The sequence below is a fragment of the Variovorax sp. OK605 genome (genome assembly GCF_900115445.1).
Lineage (GTDB): Bacteria > Pseudomonadota > Gammaproteobacteria > Burkholderiales > Burkholderiaceae_C > Variovorax.
In genome coordinates this window covers 73,178-90,887 of the sequence record NZ_FOWL01000008.1, presented here as the reverse complement: position 1 = coordinate 90,887, position 17,710 = coordinate 73,178, and the positions used below count along the sequence as shown (strand labels likewise).

13 protein-coding genes are annotated in these 17,710 nt (G+C 69.2%); 4 read left to right on the top strand and 9 right to left on the bottom strand.

The genetic code is table 11. The features are described from left to right. Nucleotides 1-12: 12 nt before the first annotated feature. From BM013_RS21275 to BM013_RS21265, 3 genes are all read right to left on the bottom strand, one after another. On the bottom strand, nucleotides 13-2,457 hold the full coding sequence (locus BM013_RS21275; protein WP_093129941.1) for a TonB-dependent siderophore receptor: 2,445 nt from the start codon (nucleotides 2,455-2,457) through the stop codon (nucleotides 13-15). A gap of 126 nt (nucleotides 2,458-2,583) precedes the next feature. Beyond that, a complete protein-coding gene (locus BM013_RS21270; protein ID WP_256221595.1) occupies nucleotides 2,584-3,636 on the bottom strand; it encodes a FecR family protein in 1,053 nt (350 codons plus the stop codon). Continuing rightward, nucleotides 3,633-4,226 carry a sigma-70 family RNA polymerase sigma factor gene (locus tag BM013_RS21265; RefSeq protein ID WP_093129643.1) on the bottom strand — a complete coding sequence of 198 codons (594 nt, stop codon included), beginning with the start codon at nucleotides 4,224-4,226 and terminating at the stop codon, nucleotides 3,633-3,635. The genes BM013_RS21270 and BM013_RS21265 overlap by 4 nt, the downstream gene beginning before the upstream one ends. Nucleotides 4,227-4,404: 178 nt before the next feature. Between BM013_RS21265 and BM013_RS21260 the strand changes: the two genes are divergently transcribed. Continuing rightward, a complete protein-coding gene (locus BM013_RS21260) occupies nucleotides 4,405-5,541 on the top strand; it encodes an ABC transporter substrate-binding protein (RefSeq protein WP_093129642.1) in 1,137 nt (378 codons plus the stop codon). On the opposite strand, the gene BM013_RS21255 is transcribed toward BM013_RS21260, so the two are convergent. Continuing rightward, a complete protein-coding gene (locus BM013_RS21255) occupies nucleotides 5,542-6,432 on the bottom strand; it encodes a LysR family transcriptional regulator (RefSeq protein WP_093129641.1) in 891 nt (296 codons plus the stop codon). A 143-nt stretch (nucleotides 6,433-6,575) separates the two neighbouring features. Here BM013_RS21255 and BM013_RS21250 point away from each other — a divergent pair, with 143 nt between their 5' ends. Then, nucleotides 6,576-7,940 carry a M20 metallopeptidase family protein gene (locus tag BM013_RS21250; RefSeq protein ID WP_093129640.1) on the top strand — a complete coding sequence of 455 codons (1,365 nt, stop codon included), beginning with the start codon at nucleotides 6,576-6,578 and terminating at the stop codon, nucleotides 7,938-7,940. Nucleotides 7,941-8,004: 64 nt separating this feature from the next. Beyond that, a complete protein-coding gene (locus BM013_RS21245) occupies nucleotides 8,005-8,994 on the top strand; it encodes an aldo/keto reductase (RefSeq protein WP_093129639.1) in 990 nt (329 codons plus the stop codon). 12 nt (nucleotides 8,995-9,006) lie between these two features. Here the strand turns inward: BM013_RS21245 and BM013_RS21240 are convergent, their stop codons facing one another. The 3 genes from BM013_RS21240 to BM013_RS21230 all read right to left on the bottom strand — a co-directional run bounded on the left by BM013_RS21240 (nucleotide 9,007) and on the right by BM013_RS21230 (nucleotide 11,740). Further along, entirely contained in the window at nucleotides 9,007-9,543 is a 537-nt protein-coding gene (locus BM013_RS21240; protein WP_093129638.1) for a cysteine hydrolase family protein, read from the bottom strand. Between the two features lie 47 nt (nucleotides 9,544-9,590). After that, on the bottom strand, nucleotides 9,591-10,004 hold the full coding sequence (locus tag BM013_RS21235; RefSeq protein ID WP_093129637.1) for a hypothetical protein: 414 nt from the start codon (nucleotides 10,002-10,004) through the stop codon (nucleotides 9,591-9,593). 143 nt (nucleotides 10,005-10,147) lie between these two features. After that, complete coding sequence (locus BM013_RS21230) at nucleotides 10,148-11,740, bottom strand: esterase/lipase family protein (protein WP_093129939.1); 1,593 nt, start codon at nucleotides 11,738-11,740, stop codon at nucleotides 10,148-10,150. Between the two features lie 279 nt (nucleotides 11,741-12,019). On the opposite strand from BM013_RS21230, the gene BM013_RS21225 reads away from it, so the two are divergent. After that, nucleotides 12,020-13,138: an MBL fold metallo-hydrolase gene (locus tag BM013_RS21225; RefSeq protein ID WP_093129636.1), complete on the top strand. Its 1,119-nt coding sequence runs from the start codon at nucleotides 12,020-12,022 to the stop codon at nucleotides 13,136-13,138. Nucleotides 13,139-13,236: 98 nt separating this feature from the next. Here BM013_RS21225 and BM013_RS21220 read toward each other — a convergent pair whose 3' ends face one another. Together BM013_RS21220 and BM013_RS21215 are read right to left on the bottom strand one after the other, a co-directional pair. Then, a complete protein-coding gene (locus tag BM013_RS21220; RefSeq protein WP_093129938.1) occupies nucleotides 13,237-14,175 on the bottom strand; it encodes a bifunctional Delta(1)-pyrroline-2-carboxylate/Delta(1)-piperideine-2-carboxylate reductase in 939 nt (312 codons plus the stop codon). Between the two features lie 47 nt (nucleotides 14,176-14,222). Next, nucleotides 14,223-17,675, bottom strand: a complete 3,453-nt coding sequence (locus BM013_RS21215; protein WP_093129635.1) for a molybdopterin-dependent oxidoreductase — start codon at nucleotides 17,673-17,675, stop codon at nucleotides 14,223-14,225. Between the last annotated feature and the right edge of the window lie 35 nt (nucleotides 17,676-17,710).

Sequence of the window (17,710 nt, the reverse complement as noted above, 5' to 3'; positions counted from 1 at the left end):
CCAGCGAAACCCTCAGAACTTTCCGCGCAGGGTCAGCATCACGCTGCGGGGTTCGCCGTAGAAGTTCGAGCCGAAGGCCGCCCAGACCCGCTGGTAGTAGACCTTGTCGAACAGGTTGTTCACGGTCAGCGTGGCCTCCAGCTTCGGGTTGAAGCGGTAGCCCACCTGCAGCGCGGCCACGGTGTAGGGCTTCTGCTCGAACTTCACGTCGCCCGTCAGCCGGTAGGTGCTGCTCAAGCTGCGCAGGCCCCCGCCCACGCTGAAGCCTTCCAGCGGCGAACCGGCGGCAAAGCGGTACCGGGTCCACAGGTTCAGCGTGTGGCGCGGCGCGATGTAGGTGTAGAGCTGCTGCTTCTGCTCGTCGGTGCCTTCCAGCGTCTTCGTGCGCGTGTAGGCATAGCCCGCGCTCAGGTCCCAGCCGGGCCTGATGCGCCCGGTGATCTCCGCCTCCAGGCCCTCGGTGCGCATCTTGCCGGCCGCGATGGAGAACAGCAGGTTGTCGGGGTCGGTCATGGCGCGGTTCACGTCCTCCATGCGGAACAGCGCCACGTGGGCGTTGGCCTGCTTGTCGAACAGCTCGGCCTTCAGGCCCACCTCGGCCTGCTTGCCGGTGCGCGGGCGCAGCGTTTGGCCGGCCACGTCGGTCGCGGTCTGCGGCGAGAAGATGCTCGAGTAGCTCGCATAGGCTGACACGGCGTCCGTCAGCTCGTACACCAGGCCCGCGAACGGCGTGAACTTGTGGTCCACCTTCGAGCGGGTGTCTGTGAACTGGTTGAAGTAGGCGTTGCGGTTGTGCGCCGTGTTCTCCCACCAGCTCAGGCGCCCGCCGAGCACCACCGCCAGGCGGTCGCTCGCCTTCAGGTTGGCGCGGGCATAGGCGCCGTACTGGATGGTGCGGCTGTCGTTGCCGTTGGCGAAGGTGTAGCCGGGCTCGGGCACGTTGTTGTCGGGCTGGTAGGCGTTGATGTACGCGCCGTCGCCACCGCCGTACTGGAACACCTTGCGGATGTTGCGGTAGTCGCCGCCCACGGTGAGCTGGTGCGTGCGACCGAAGGCCTCGAAGGGCGTGGTGACGAACGCGTCGGCGCCGTAGGTCTTCCAGTGGCTGCGGTAGGCCCAGCTGACCAGGCAGCTGTCGCCCGTGAGCGGATCGACCGAGCAGTCCGACCAGCCGAACTTGCGCGCCGGCTCGTCCTGCTCGCGGTACACCAGGCTCAGCTTGGCGCGCCCGCCGTTGGCCAGGCGGTGGTCGACCTCGCCGAAGTACTCCTTCACCTCCTCGGTGATGTGGTTCCAGGCGGGGTCGAGGTTGGTCGAGCGCCGCACATCCAGGAAGGTACCGTCGGTGTACGCCGGCAGGCCGAAGGCCGGGCGCCCCTTGTACTGCTGGTAGGTGATGCCGCCCGTGAGCGTGGTGTCGGGGCCGACGTCGACATCCACCGTGGCGTACAGCAGCGGCTTGCGCGAGTTCACGTAGTCGACGAAGGAGTGCTTGTCCTGGTAGGCTGCCACGATGCGCCCGCGCACCCTGCCCGATTCGCTGAGCGGCCCGGTGACGTCGACCTGCGCCTCGTACTGGTCCCACGAGCCGGCCGAGAGTTCGTAGCGCGCCGCAAAGTCCTTCTGCGCGCGCTTGCGCACCAGGTTGATGGTGCCGCCCGGATCGCCCGCGCCCTGGAACAGGCCGGCGGGTCCGCGCAGCACCTCGACGCGGTCGTAGACCGCCAGGCCGAAGCCGGTCGACAGGTCGTTGCCGGTGCTCGCGGGCGTGGACACGCCGTCGATCTGCACCGTGTCCATCGCGTAGCCGCGCGAATAGAAGTTGCCATGGTTGCCGCCGGTGCTCGAGGTCTCCACCGAGATGCCGGTAACGGTGCGCATGGCGTCGTTCAGGCTGGTGATGTTGCGGTCGTCCAGTTGCTGGCGGGTCAGCACCGACATCGACTGCGCAATGTCGCGCAGGCGCTGCTCCTGCTTGCCCAGGGTGGTGGCATGGGCCGCATAGGAGCCCGTGCCTTCGGACACGGCGCTGGGCTCGGCCTGGGCCGTCACCAGCACTTCCGCCAGGGGAACGGCGGCGGCAGGTGCGGGTTCGGAGGCCGGGCGCGCCTCGGCGGCGCGGCGCACCGACCAGTTGCCGCTGTCCGTGCGCACCAGCTCCAGCCCGCTGCCCGCGAGCGCGGCGCGCGTGGCCTGCGCCGCCGTCAGGCTGCCGCGCACGGCCGGCGCGCTCAACCCGCGCACCAGGTTGGCGTCGATGCTGATCTGCTGGTTGCTGGTGCCCGCGATGCGCGCGAGCGCGCTGCCCAGCGGCTGGGCAGGCAGGTCGTACACGTGGGCCGTGCCGTCGGCGGCGGCCATGGGTGCCGGCGCCTGGGCGTGGGCATGCAGGTGGCACGCCAGGGCGGCCACGGCCAGCGCCATCAGGCAGGGGCGCGAAGGGAAAAGTGCGGGCATGAAGTCCTCGGGAAAAGGCGGAATGTCGAAGGGGTCCCGAGACTTGTCGTTCGAGCTGAAAAAAGTGTTCAACCTTTTTTCGGCTCCGTTGCGCGCGGCCGCTGCCGCGTCTCTCGCTGCGCCGCCCTACAGGCGCTCGATGACCACCAGCCAGTGGCCCTGGAAGGTGCGCACGCTGATGGGCAGCGTCTCGCCCAGCGCGGTCAGCGCACGGTGCGTGTCGTCCAGCGCATAGGAGCCGTACACGCGCAGCGCCGCGGCTTCGGGGCTCACGCGGATGAAGCCCGCGCGGTAGGCGCGCAGTGCCTGCACCACCTCGCCCAGCGTCTGGTCGTGCGCCTCCAGCATGCCGTGCTGCCAGGCCGCGGTGGCCGCGGGCGATTCGTCGGACCGCACGATGCCTTCCGGGCCGAAGCTGGCGCTGAAGCCTTCGGGCAGCGTCTGCGTCTGCCCCTGCGCCGTGCGGATCTCGACGCTGTGCTCCAGCATGCCGACATGGCTGCGCGCCTCGCCCTGGCGCACCACGAAGCGGGTGCCCAGCGCGCGCAGCGTGCCGTGCGCGGTGCGCACGATGAAAGGCACGCCGCTCGCGTTGCCCGTGCTCCGCATGGGCGCGGCCTGCGCCACGAGGGCGCCCTGGCGCAGCGTGACGGTGCGGTGCCCGGCGCGAAAGTCGACGTCGGCGGCCGAGCGCGCATCCAGCGTGAGCCGGCTGCCGTCGGCCAGCGTGAAGTCGCGCCGCTCGCCGGTGCCGGTGCGCAGGTCGGCACTCAGCTGGGACAGCGGCAGGTGGCGCTCGGCCAGCAGCGCCGCCCCCGCCGAGACCCCGCCAATGCCGAGCGCGCCGCGCAGCAGGCGGCGGCGCTGGCGTTCGCGCGACGCCTGCCGCGCCAGCACCTCGCCCAGCAGAGCGCCCAACGGAGCGCCAGAACCCGGAAGGCCTCCCGGGCGCCCCTCTTGCGCCGTGCCCGCCGTGCCCGCCTGGCGCGCGGGCGCCAGCGTGGCGTCCAGCGTGCCCGCCAGCCGCTGCCACGCCGCGCTGTGCGCCGGGCTGGCGGCGAGCCAGGCGTCGAAGTCGCGGCGCTCGGCGCCGCCGATGCTGCCCGAATGCAGCACCACCAGCCAGCCCACCGCCGCCTGGGTGGCGGTGTCCAGTTCCATGGCGGTCATGGCGGTCATGGCTGCGCGGCTTGCACGGGGGGTGCGAGCAGTGCGTGGGGTGCGCCCTGCAGAGGCCCGCCGATGCCGGCCTGCTGGCGCGCCATGGCCAGTGCGATGCGGCCGAAGGCATCGGCCATGTGGCGGCGCACCGTGCTGTGCGAAATGCCGAGCTCGGCCGCGATCGCGTGGTAGCCCAGCCCATCGAGCTGGGACAGCAGGAAGGCCTGGCGCGCCTTGAGCGGCAGGCCTTCGAGCGCGCTGGCGATGTGCTCCAGCGTCTCCAGCAGCACGGCGCGCTCCTCGGGCGAAGGCGCCAGCTCGTCGGGCCGCAGGGCCAGCGTGTCGAGGTAGGCGCGCTCCAGCTCGCGGCGGCGCCAGAGCGTGAACAGCAGGCGCTTGGCGATGGTGGTCAGGAAGGCCCGCGGCTCCTTGACCGCCTCGAGATCGCGCTGGCCCAGCACGCGCACGAAGGTCTCGGAGGCCAGGTCCTGCGCATCGGCCATGTTGCCCAGGCGTGCCTGCAGGCGGCCCATGAGCCAGGCATGGTGGCCGGAGAAGAACTGCTGCGCGGGGTGCAGCGGGTCGTGCGCGGAATGTGAGGCGGGCATGGGGGCGCCATTCTAATCAGCAAATGAGAATGACTTTCATCTAAGGTGCGTGCCGCGCCCCCGCCCTCTCCACCCTCGCCGCTTCCCGTTGGCAGCACCGGAGACAAAGATCGATTTACCCGCAAGGACCACCGCCTTAAGATTGGCCGGTTAACACTTTGTGACTTTTCTACACAAAATGATTCGCCTGATCGCCGCCGCCTTTTCCGTCGTGTCCGCCTTCACCCTGGCACTGGGCCCTTCGCTCCCCGCGCAGGCGCAAGCGCAGACCAGGCCCATCGTCATCGGCCAGACCTACGTGAAGACCGGGCCGCTGGCCTCGCTGTCGACCGAGCCGCTGGTCGGCATCCGCGCCATGTTCACGGCGCTGAACGCCAGCGGCGGCATCAACGGCCGGCCGGTCGAGCTGCGCCAGCTCGACGATGCCTACGACCCCGCCAAGGGCGCGGAGAACGTGAAGACCTTCGTGGGCGAAGGCGCGGTCGGCATCCTGATGCCCATCGGCACCTCGTCGTCGGTGGGCGCGCTGAAGGCGGCCAACGAGCTGAAGATTCCCGTGGTCGGCCCGTACACCGGTGCAGGCCCGGTGGTGAAGTTCACGGACTACGGCTTTCCGGTGCGCATCAGCTTCGACGAGGAATACAGCCGCATCGTGAACCACCTCTTCACGATCGGCCTGTCGCGCATCGCCTTCGCGCACAACGACAACCCGGGCGCGCGCTCGGCGATGGAGAGCACGCAGAAGTTCATTGCCGAGCGCGGCGACAAGATGGTCGGCAGCGTGGCCATCAAGAACGACGGCTCCGACGCAGGCGAACGCGCCGCCGAGCTGGCCAAGCTCAAGCCCAAGGCGGTGGTGCTGTCGGCCACCAACGACGTGGCGGCCAAGTTCATCACGGCCTACCGCGCGGCCGGCGGCGAGACGGCCTTCTATTCGTTCTCCTTCCTCAACGGGCAGAAGCTGTTCCAGGACATCAAGAAAGACGCCGCCGGCGTGGTCATCTCGCAGGTCGTGCCCTACCCGTGGAACAGCGCCATGCCGGTGATTGCCGAGTACCAGGCCGCCATGAAGAAGATCGGCGCCACCGAGTTCAGCTACGCCAGCCTCGAGGGCTACGTCACGGCCAAGGTGATGGTCGAAGGGCTGAAGCGCGCGGGCGCCAACCCCACGGCCGACTCGCTGCAGAAGGGCCTGGAGTCGTTCAAGACGCTCGACCTCGGCGGCATCGCGGTGGCCTACCGGCCCGGCGAGCACCGCGGGCTGACCTTCTCCGAACTGTCGATGCTCAAGGCGGACGGGCGCTACCTGCGCTGATCAGGCCTGCACCGTGCGCGCCACGGCCAGCAGCGCCTGCGCGAAGGCCTGCGCCGCGGGCGTGAGCGCCTCGCGGTCGCGCATCAGCAGCGACACGCGCACGTGCGGCAGCTTGTCGGCCAGCCGCAACGCCACCAGCCCCCTGGACGCCGCCGCCCGCGTGAACAGCGACGACGAGGCCAGCGTCAGCGCGTTGGCCCGCTTCACCAGCGTCATGCCCAGCTGCCACGAATGGCACACCACGATGTCGCGCGGCGGCGGCTCGCCGGCGTCGGCGAAGTGCCCGCGCAGCAGTTCCGCCCCGTAGGTCGGCACGACCCACATCGCCTCGCGCAGCCGCGCCATCGAGCGCGCGCGCGCCAGCGGATGCCCCGCCTTGGCGACCACGGCCAGCGGAAAGTCGAGCAGCAGTTCCCGCTGCAAGCCGTCGTCGGGCACGGGCTCCAGTTCGCCGAGGATGGCGAAGTCGAAGTCGCTGCGGTTCCACAGGCCGTTCACGTCGGTGCCGCTGAGCTCCTGCAACTCGAGCGCCACGCCGGGCCACCTGGCGCGGAAGTCGAGCAGCGCGTTGGGCAGCAGCCGCTCGACCGCGAACGAGCTGAAGGCCACGCGCAGCGAGCCGCCCGCGCCGTCGCGCAGCTGCGCGATTTCTTCCTCGGCGCGGCGCACCTCGTTGGCCAGCAGCCGTGCGCGCCGCAGCAGCGCCTCGCCGATGGGCGTGAGCACCACGCCCTTGGCGCTGCGCACCAGCAGCTGCGCGCCCACGCTCTGTTCCAGCTCGCGAATGGCGTAGGTCATGGCGGGCTGCGTGAGCTGCGCGCCGCGCGCGGCGGCGCGAATGCTGCCGGCCGAGGCCACGGCCTCGAAGATCTTCAGGTGGCGCAGGTTCATGAAGGGGCAACGACGGGGTGATCAGGCATTCTTATCGCTCTCGACTTTTTCGTGTCTTTTCCTTTGTGCCTTCTTTCGCTAAGTTCGGCAACTCCTGCGCACACTTTCTTGCACACCTCCTCGCACATTCACACGACGCCCTCATGAAAATCCGCACCCGCCTCGCCCTGCTGATGTTGTCCGGCAGCTTCCTGCACGCCGGTGCTTCGGCACAGACAACGCAAGACAACAATGCCGCCCTTGCCACGCGCGCGCTGGCCCTGGCGGATGCGTCCGAGGCGCAGGTCATCGAGTGGCGCCGCCACATCCACCAGCACCCCGAGCTCTCCTACCAGGAGGTGCAGACCGCCGCCTACATTGCCGCCGCGCTCGCGAAGATGCCCGGCATCGAGGTGCAGCCCGGCGTGGCCAAGACCGGCATCAAGGCCGTGCTGCGCGGCGGCAAGCCCGGCCCGGTGGTGGCCCTGCGCGCCGACATGGACGCCCTGCCCGTGCTCGAACGCAACGACCTGCCCTTCAGGTCGACCGACAAGGCGCCCTGGCTCAACGGCGAGGTGCCGGTGTCGCACGCCTGCGGCCACGACACGCACGTGGCCATGCTGCTGGGCGCCGCGCAGGCCTTCTCGAAGATGCGCGCGGAGCTGCCCGGCACGGTGGTGTTCCTGTTCCAGCCGGCCGAAGAGCAAGGCCCCGGCCCGGTGCTCAGCGGCGCACCGGCCATGGTGAAGGCCGGCGTGCTCGACAACCCGAAGGTCGACGTGGTGATGGGCCAGCACATCAATGCGCGCGGCCCCTCGGGCACCATCAGCTACCGACGCGGCGGCTTCATGGCCAGCGGCGACGCCTTCAAGATCTCGCTCAAGGGCAAGGGCGGCCACGGCTCGTCGCCATGGACCGCCAAGGAACCCACCATCGCGGCGGCCGAGATCGTGCTGGCGCTGCAGAACATCGTGAGCCACCAGATCGATCCGCTCGACGGCCCCACCGTGGTGACCGTGGGCCTGCTGCAAAGCGGCAACCGCGTGAACATCCTGCCCGACACGGCAGAGATTGCCGGCACCGTGCGCTCGCTGTCGGCCAAGAACCAGAAGGTGGCGCACGACAACATCCGCCTGAAGGCGCAGAAGATCGCCGAGAGCCACGGCCTCACCGCCGAGGTGACCATCGACACCGGCTACGAGGTGCTGGTGAGCGACCCCGCCGCCACGCAGGCCGTGGCGCAGGCACTGGAAACCGCGGCCGGCGCGGGCAAGGCGCGCGAGTCGCAGCCCAGCATGGGCTCGGAAGACTTCGGCTCGTTCGGCAAGAACATTCCCATCGTGTTCTGGCACCTGAACGCCTCGCCCTTCGGCGACAGGCACGGCGCGCCCAACCACTCGTCGGAGTTCGTCATCGACGAGTCGGCCCTGAAGGTGGGCGTGCGGGCGCTGGTGGGCAGCACGCTGGCGTACATGAACAAGCCTGCGACCACCGCGGCCGCTGCGGCCACCACGATCAGCGGCAACTGACCCCACGGCCCGCACGCCCGGTGCGGCGTTTGCGGCCCCGCGGTGCTAAGGTGGCAGCCGTTCCATGACACACGGCCTGCTCTCCGCGCACCTCACCCGCGCCCGGTTCCTGCGGCTCCTCGCGGCGCTGCCGGCGGGCGCCGTGCTTCCTTCGTTCGCGCAGCAGCAGCCGACCCAGCCGAGGCCGAAGATGACGACGACGAAGATGAACACGCGCCCCATCCCTTCCACGCAGGAAGCCCTGCCCGTCATCGGCTGCGGCACCTGGATCGGCTTCGACCAGCGCCCCGGCACCGACGAATACCGGCGCCTGCCCGGCGTGCTCGACGCCCTGTTCGCCGCCGGCGGCACGCTGATCGACAGCTCGCCCATGTACGGCCGCTCCGAGGAAACCACCGGCGAGCTGCTGGCCGCGACCCATCACCTGCAGCAACCGCCGCAACCATTACCGGAGAACAAGGCCTTCCTCGCCACCAAGGTCTGGACCTCGGGCCGCGAGGCCGGCATCGCGCAGATGGAGCAGTCGTTCACGCGGCTGCGCACCCGGCGCATGGACCTGATGCAGGTGCACAACCTGCTCGACTGGCGCACCCACCTCGCCACGCTGCGCGGCTGGAAGGACCAGGGCCGCGTGCGCTACATCGGCATCACGCACTACACCGCCTCGGCCTACGCCGATGTCGAGGCCGTGCTGCGCGCCGAGAAGCTCGACTTCCTGCAGATCAACTATTCGGCCGACGCCCGCGAGGCCGAGCAGCGCCTGCTGCCGCTGGCGGCCGAGCGCGGCGTGGCGGTGATCGTGAACATGCCTTTCGGCGGCGGCGGCCTGCTGCGCCGCCTGCGCGACAAGCCGCTGCCCGCGTGGGCCGGCGAGATCGGCTGCACAAGCTGGGCGCAGGTGCTGCTGAAGTTCGTGCTGGCCCACCCGGGCGTGACCTGCGCGATTCCGGGCACCGGCCGCGCCGAGCACATGGCCGACAACGCGGCCGCCGGTGCGGGCACCTGCGGCGATGCGGCCTTCTGGCGCCAGCACGCGGCCGGCATCGCCAGCTAGAAGCCGGGGCGCTCAGCCCGCCAGCGCGATGTCGGCGGCGGGCACCGCGCGAATCGGCACGCCGAAGCTCGTGATGTCCGACAGCGTGGCGTTGTGGTGCGCGCGGATCTGCGCGCCCGTGGCATGCGCCTTGTCGTGCGAAGTGTGCGCGTCGGCCGCCAGCACCACCTCGTAGCCCAGCGCGGCGGCGCGGCGCGTGGTGGTGTCCACGCAGAACTCCGACGAGTAGCCGCAGACCACCACCCGCCGCACGCCATGCTCCGACAGCCACGCGTCCAGCGGCGTGCGCAGGAACGAGTCGGGCGTGGTCTTGCGGATCTTCGCGTCGCGCGCGTCGGTCCGCAGCGCGCCGGCCAGCTGCCAGCGCTCGGAGTCGAATTCGAGGTCGACCGCGTTCTCGTGCTGGATGAAGGCCACCGGCACGCCGGCCGCGCGGGCACGTTCGGTGAGCGCGTTGATGCGCTGCATCACGGCCTCGGACTCGTGGGGGCGCGGCGGATCGTCGCAAAGGCCACGCTGGACATCGATCACGAGGACGGCAGTTTTCATGGGCGAGTGCGAGGGAATGAGGAGGAGAGAAGATGAAAGGGACGGGGTCAGAACGCCAGGTTCCTGACCGACCAGAGGATGGCGCCCGACAGCAGCGTCGAGATCAGCGCCACCATCGCGCTGGCGCCGAACGAGGTGCCGATGCCCAGCTGGAAGCCCAGCGTGTAGGCCACGAACAGCCCCGCCAGCACGGCCACCGCGGGCCAGCCCTCGACGTGGTGCACCGCCACGCCGCCGGTGAAGCTCAGGAACGCCAGCAGCGCCAGCGCCACCAGCAGCGAGGCATAGAACACCGAGCGGAACGATTCGCCCAGCGTCGGCGACACACCCCCCACGACCTGGGCCGACACCTTGACCACCACGGTCACGAACAGCACCAGCGCGCCGACGGCCACCGCCAGCTTGACCGGCGTCATGAAGGCGAAGAACAACAGGGCGCCGATGAAGAGGAGGTAATGCATGGTCGGCGCGATTGTGACCGCTCCGGCCTGACCCCGGGCTTACCGGAACCCCGCCCTTGGCGCTGTCCCCAGGCCTTCTCCCACGCCCATTCCCAGGCCCATTCCCAGGCCCATTCCCAGGTCTACTCCCAGGCCCCAGGGCCCTACTCCCAGGCGCTGACCTCCAGCCTGACCTTGCCGCTGATGCCCGGCGCCGACGGCGCGGTGCCCAGGCTCGACAGCGGCACCACGAACTGCAGCTTGCCGCCGGCCAGCTGCTTGGGGCTGATGGGCAGCGAGGCCTGCCCCGCCGTGTCGGTCTGCCAGCCGTACTTGACGTTCCAGTCCTGCGCCGGGTCGTCCGCCGCGGGCGGCGCGATCTCGATGACCAGCGTGTCGCGGAACAGCGAACTGCCCTCGTAGTGGCCGTCGAGCCAGAACTTGTTGTTGACCTGGTAGTCGGGCACGCGCACGCCCAGCGTCATGGCGTAGGCCAGCGTGGGGCGGTCCTGCTTCACGCGCGCCCTGTTCGCCAGGAACACGGTCGACAGGTAGATGGCGCGCCGGTCCGCCGTGGCGGGGTTGGTCAGCTCCTTGTGCGTGCGGCAGGCGGGCGAGTCTTCTTCCGCCACGCGCCGGCTCAGGTACCAGCGCTTGCCGCGCGGCGCGGCCAGCAGCTCGACCTGGTAGAGCGCATCGACGTCGGCGCCGGCGGGCAGGTCGGGCGGCAAGGTGACGCCGTCGACGTCGAACCACAGGTCCACCCGCACGTCGCCGAACAGGAAGCGCACCAGGTTCTGGTACGCCTCCTCGGAATTGACGATGCCGAAGAAGCCCGAGTGCGAGCGGTAGGTGTAGGCGGTGGCCACCGGCTGTGTCTTGCCCGCGGCGTCGCTGGTCCAGAGCGAGGCGTTCTCGATGCGCACCAGCCCGTCGCTGCCGTGGCCCGCGAACATGCGCGCCAGGCCCTTGGCGCTTTCGTAGTCGCCGCGGTTGGAGCCGACCATGCAGAACACGCGCTCGGCCGGGAACGCGCTGGGCGGCAGGTAGTCCATGCGGCCGTTGACCGGCGCGGTGTCCAGGAACTCCGACATCTTCTCGCGGTTGAAGGTGTTCATCTCGGCCGCCGTGAGCCAGGCCGGCACGTTGATGCCGCCCATGTCGATGCCGTTGTGCGGCGTGGCATAGGTGAACACCTTGTCGACGCACTGGCGCGCCGCCGCGTCGCCGAGCGAGGTGTTCTGCAGGAAGGCGCGCACCACCAGCCCGCCCATCGAATGCGCGACAAGGTAGCAGCGGAAGTCGCCGGCCGAATAGCCCGGCCCTTCGCGCTGCACCACCAGCTCGCGCACGCGCAGGATCAGCTGGCTCAGGCCCTGCGCGTACACCTTCACGTCCTTCGACTGGCCGTCGCCGAGCAGCTCGGAGCCCGCGTCGTAGTAGCGGTAGATGATGATCGAGGCCGACGGCAGGCCGTCGACGTCCTTGCCGGTTTCGTCGGGCGAGGGCTTCCAGTCGGGGTCGAGGATGTCCAGGCCGTTCTGGTAGACGCTCTGGTACTGGTAGTCGGCCAGCAGGCGCACCACGGGCGACTCGAAGACGAACTTCTGCGCAGGCGCTTCCTTCTTCACCGTGGCGCGGTACACCGTGGAGCCCAGGTTGAAGCCGCAGAACGGGTCGGCCGCGGTGTCGTCGCGTTCGGCCTCGGTCATGGCGTAGCCGCGCACGTAGATGATGGGATAGCGATTGCTGCTCATGAACGTGCCCGTCTCTTCGAAAAGCCGATGAAGCTTTTCAGTGTGAATCGGTTTGTTGCTGCCTGCCATACAGCGCATGGCGTAGGACCGGGTTCGAACGCCTCGCGCGGTGCGGGGTGCGCCCACGCCGACGGGGTGCTCTTCGCACGCACCCCACGAACGAGAGCAACAAAAAAGATATGCCCCTGCGCCCCGAATGTTTCTACGGCTGAAACCATTGAAACACCCGCCATGGCTAATCTCCAGCCATCCGACAAACACAAGCAAGAAGGCTCTCCCATGGCTGATGAATCAGGCTCGCAGGGCTCCTACCTGCCGCAACTCCTGCGCCGCAGTACCGCATTGGCAGCAGCCGGCTGCGCCTTCGTCGCCGGTTGCGGCGCCGCCGGTGGCGAAGCCCGCTACGACAACTCGCCCCAATTCAAGGACGGCGGCTTCCACAACATGGCCAACCCCGACCTGCCCGCGCAGGCCAGCGCCTGGCGCATCTGGTCGCGCTTCATCGTCGGCAGCAAAGTCGACAGCGTGCCGGTCGACCCCATTCCGGTGAAGCCGCTCGACAGGGCCACGCTCGACGCGCTCGACGCCAACACCAACCATGTCGCGCGCCTGGGCCATTCGTCGCACCTGCTCAAGCTGCGCGGCAAGTACTGGCTGATCGACCCGGTGTTCAGCGAGCGCGTGTCGCCGGTGCAATGGGCCGGGCCCAAGCGCTTCCACCAGCCGCCCATGACGCTCGAGCAGCTGCCGCCCATCGAGGGCGTGATCCTCTCGCACGACCACTACGACCACCTCGACGTGGCCACCATCGAGTACCTCTCGAAGACCGTGAAGCGCTACTTCGTGCCGCTGGGCGTGCGCACGCGGCTGGTGGTCATGGGCGTGCCGGCCGAGCGCGTGACCGAGCTCGACTGGTGGCAAGGCGGCGAGCACGACGGCGTGAAGCTCACCGCCACGCCCGCGCAGCACTTCTCGGGCCGCACGCTGGGCGACCGCGACCGCACGCTGTGGGCCTCGTGGGTGGTGCAAAGCGGCGACCAGCGCATCTTCTACAGCGGCGACTCGGGCTACTTCCCCGGCTTCAAGCAGATCGGCGATCGCTTCGGCGGCTTCGACATCGCGCTGATGGAGAACGGCGCCTACGACGCCATGTGGCCCGCCGTGCACATGACGCCCGAGCAGAGCGTGCAGGCCTTCGAGGACCTGCGCGGCAAGGTGTTCTTCTCGGTGCACAACAGCACCTTCGACCTCGCCTTCCACACCTGGCACGACCCGCTGGACCGCATCGCGGACCTCACCGAGGCGAAGAAGATCGAGCTGGCGACGCCGGTGATCGGCGAGGTGGTGACCGTGGGGCAGGCGCGCACCAACACGCGATGGTGGGTGGGGCTGAAGTAGCCAGGCCGGGGGCAAGTGTCCTGTCACAGTGATGTGTGAGCAACGTCGATGGGCACGGCCTGTGCCCAATCCAGTACGACCCGCGGGAGCGTCTCTGCCTAGGAACAACTCCTGAATACCAGCATCGCGGCGGCAAGATCCTCGAGCGCAGTACCGACCGCCTTGAAGACAGTCCGTCCATGGGCTTCGGTTCGCCCCTGCACCTTGCCGCCCGTCAGTTCGGACAGCGTCCCGGCCACATCGCCGGCAGCCAAGACGCCACGCGACATCGGCCCAAGCAGGTCACCGCTTTTTTGCAGCGCCTCCGGCGTATCGACGAACAGGCGCGCGCCCACAAAGCAGGCGTCGTCGGCTTCGCGCATCTGCGGCGTGAAGCTGCCAATCAGGTCCAGATGGTTGCTCGCGCGCAACCACGCACCCTGGATCACCGGCTGAGTGGCAAGCGTGGCGCAGCTCACGATGTCGGCGTTGCCGGCCGCTCTGCCAAGGTCGGATGCGACGGTCGCGTCGATGTCCTGTGCGCGCAAGCGCGCGGCGAGCACCGACGCCGCCGATTCGTCACGGTCCCACACCATCACGCGTTCGATGGGACGCACGACGCGCAAAGCCTCGGGAACGAGGCTGCCGACACGCCCGCAGCCGACGACCAGCAGGCTGCGCGCATCCGGCGGCGCAAGGTAGGACGCGGCCAGCGCCGATGCGGCCGCCGTGCGGCGTGACGTGATCTCGTTGCCGTCGATCTGCGCCAGCGGCTCGCCCGTGCGCGCGTCGTACAACACATAGGTCGAGAAGAGGCCCGGCAGGCCCCGCTGCGAATTGCCCGGAAAGATGGCGACGGTCTTGATGCCCAGGTAGCGGTCGTGCTGCCACGCCGGCATGATCAGCACGGTCTGGGGTGGGCCGTCCGTCGCAGCCTGGAGCGAATGCGTGTGCCGCAACGGCACTTCGCAGCCCTCGACGAACATCTCGCGCAATGCCGGAATCAGGCGGTCGAAGGGCAGCGCCCGGCGGGTGCTTTCGGTGTCGATGAATTTCATGTGCGTGCGGATCGAGAAAGTGAAATGAATGAAGTGCGCAAGAGCCGTCATGCATCGAGCACGACGTCTTCCAGCGGCACGGCCTGGCAGGTCAGGCACATGGCCGGGTCTTCAGGCTCGCTGCCGTGCAGGTGGCGGACCTTGCCCGCCAGCAGGCGCACGGCGCAACTCTCGCATTGCCCCACACGACAGCCGCTGGCCATCTGCAGGCCGAGCGATTCGGCGAACGTCAGCAAGGTGCCTTGCGCGGGTGTCCACGTCACGGGGTCGCGGCCCGAGCGCGCGAAGCCGACAGCAAAGTGCTGGTCGCCATCGGTGGGCACAGCGGCAGGCGAGCGGAACACCTCGCTGAAGATGTCGAAGCGCGGAACACCTCTCGCCTCCAGCCCGGCGGTCACGGCGTCCATCATGGCGGGCGGTCCGCACATGTAGAAGCGGGCGCGCCGGGCGATCAGCGCGTCGTCCACCACGCTCGCGTCGATATAGCGGTCCGACTGGTAGTCGATGCCTTGGCGATCCGTCGGCAGCGGTGCGTTGTAATGATCGATGACCCGCAGTTGCGGCAGCCGCGCGAGGTGCTGCGCGATGCGCTTCCTGAACGCGTGGGTCTCGCTGTTCAGGTTGGCGTAGTAGAGCCAGACAGCCGGACCGGTCGCGCCATCGGGCAGCGATTCGAGCAGGCTGATGAAGGGCGTGATGCCGATGCCGCCCGCGAAAAAGACCAACGGCTGCGGCGATTGGCGCGGCAGCACGAAGCCGCCCGACGGCGCGCGCAGGCCGATGGTGTCGCCGACCTTCAGCGCACGGTGCAGGTGGCTGGACACACGACCCTCGAACGGCATGCCGTCGGCCGAGCGGCCACGCTGATGGCGCACGGCCACGCTGTAGCCACGCCGGCCGTGCATCTCGGCCGCGCCCGTGAGCGAATAGGCGCGCGTGATCTGCGTGCCGTCATGCAGATGCAGCTGCACCTCAACGTGCTGGCCGGGACGGTAATCGGGCAACTCGCCGTCGTCGACCGGCTCGAAGTGAATGCCCAACACGCCCTGCGCCTCGGGCCGCAGTTCGCTGACGCGGAACGAACGAAAGCCCTGCCACTTGCGCTGCCGTGTCTCGGTGGCGGGGTCGCGTTCGATGTCGCAAAGAAAGGAGCGGTGCGGCACCGAGCCGCTCACCGGGTCGCAACTGTCGGCGGAGATCAGGGTGTTGAAGTTGCTGCTCAATGCACCTTCGACCGGCAAGCCACCGCGGTCGAGTTCAGTGCAGCCCTGCCACCAGCCGAACTCGGCCACGATGACGTCGTGCGCCAGTTGCGGCGTGATGCGCGCGACAAAACGGGCTTGGCCCACGCGTGTGCGGATGCGCATCCAGTCGCCGTCCGCGATGCCCTTGGCCACCGCCAGCGCGGGGCTCAGCTCGGCCACCGGATCGGGCGCGCGCTTGCGCAGCGACGGCAGGCTGCGGTGCTGGCTGTGGCAGTAGAAGCCGTTCTTGGCCGAGCTCAGCACATAGGGGAAGCGGCCTTGCCGCGTGGCCTGCGCATCGCGCGGCGTGTCTGCGGGTTCGACGAAGCTGGCGATGGGCGGCTGGCCGTGGTGCAGCAGGGTTTCGGAATAGAGCTCGACGCGGCGTGTCGGGGTGTCGAAGCCGCGCACGCCGTCGACGGTGGCGCGGGCGTACTTCTGCTCGCCCGCGTCGATGGGGCAAGCGATGCCCTCGGGCCGGGAGCGCAACTGGTCGACCGTCAGGCCGAGCGGCGCGAGCATGTGGTTCCAGCCGGCGTCGAGGCTGCCGCGAAAGAAGTCGTCGCCCATGCCGAGCCGGCCGGCCAGCTCGAACAGTATCTCGTTGTCGGAACGCGATTCACCGCGCGGCGCGACCATGCGCTGGCGCAACTGCACCCAGCCGGCCGCGCGGTCGTCGATTTCGAAGCCGATGCGCAGGCCTTCACGCTCCCATGGCGTGTTGACCGGCAGCAGGATGTCGGCATATCTGGCTGCGGGTGTTTCGAACAGATCGCAGTGCACGTGGAATTCGAGCTGCGACAGCGCCCGATGCGCGAGCGCGGTGTCGGCCTGCGACACGGGCAAGTTGGTGCCGAAGGCCATCATCGCGCGCACCTTGTAAGGCTCTCCTTCGAGAATCGCCCGATAGGTGTCGCGCGCTGTCACCCAGCCGTGCGCGGGTGGGCCGATGGGGCGCTCCTGCAGGCCGAGCGCCTTGGCGCGCTGCGCATCGGGCAGCAGCGAGAGCGCGTTGACGGCATTGACACGCGGGCCGACGCGAACACGGTTCGCGCCGATGCGGTCGAAGCTGCCGCACAGCGCATACAGCGTGGCGACCGCACGCTCGGCTTGCGTCGCATTGGTGTGCTGTCCGATGCCGGTCCAGGCGTGATAGGCCACGCGGCGGCAGCTGCCGAAGAGGTCGGCGACGACGCGCAGCGAGGCTTCGGGAACGCCGGTGATGCGCTCGACATCCGTCGGTGTGTAGGCAGCGCAGCCCTGGGCCAGAAGCTCGAACGCCGGGGTGCATGACAGGCGCTGTGTGCACGCGTCGACCTTGACCGCGCCGCGCAGACGGAAGTGGGCCGCGCCCTGGGCTTTGGCCATCTGCCCGGTGTCATAAGGCACCGCGCAGTTCAGCGCGTCGTTCCACGCCACGAATCGGTTGTCTTCGGCATCGGGCCACAGGTCCTGCTCACGCAGGAAGCGTCCGTTGTCGTTCCGCACCAGCAGCGGCGCATTGGTCCACTCGCGCACGAAACCTTCGTCGAAGCGCGCGTCTGCAATCAGCAAGTGAACCAGCCCCAACGCCAGTGCCGCGTCGGTGCCGGGCCGCACGGGCAGCCATGCATCGGCCTGCCGCGCGAGTGCCGTGGGGCGCGGATCGATCACCACCATCTTCGCGCCGTTCGCGCGCCCCCGGCCGATGGCGTTGGCCTGCGCCAGCCAGGTGTTCGCGGGGTTGTGGCCCCACAGCACGATCAGCTCGGCCTGCGCGTAGTCGGCCGCAGGCATGCCGCAACCGAAGGTGAAGGCGTGCGCGAAATCCTTGTGCCAGTTGCAGACCTCCGTCGCGTAGCAGATGTTCGGGCTGCCGAAAAGACGCACGAAGCGCTCGATCCAGTCGATGCTGTCGGTCAGCGGCGTGCCGCTCGGCGTGGTGACGGCGAACACGACCGACTCGGCCCCGCTCTCGGCCTTGATGGCGTTCAGGCGCTGCGCGGTCTCGGCCAACGCTTCTTCCCAGCCGATGCGCACCCAGCCTGGATTCGGGTCGGTCTTGGGGTTCGTGCGGCGCATCGGATAACGCAGACGATGTGGACTGTGCACCAGCTCGGGGGCGGCCTTTCCCTTCATGCACATCGCCTGGCCGGTAGGGTGCGAGGCATCGGGCCGCACCGCCACCAGCATGTCGCCGCGCACCTCGTTGAGCGTGCCGCAGCGCGAGCGGCAAAGCGTGCAGTAGCCCTGTTTGATCTCCGTTGGAGTGGTCATCGTTGTTGTCGATCGTTCCCCTGCCCCACGTCGCG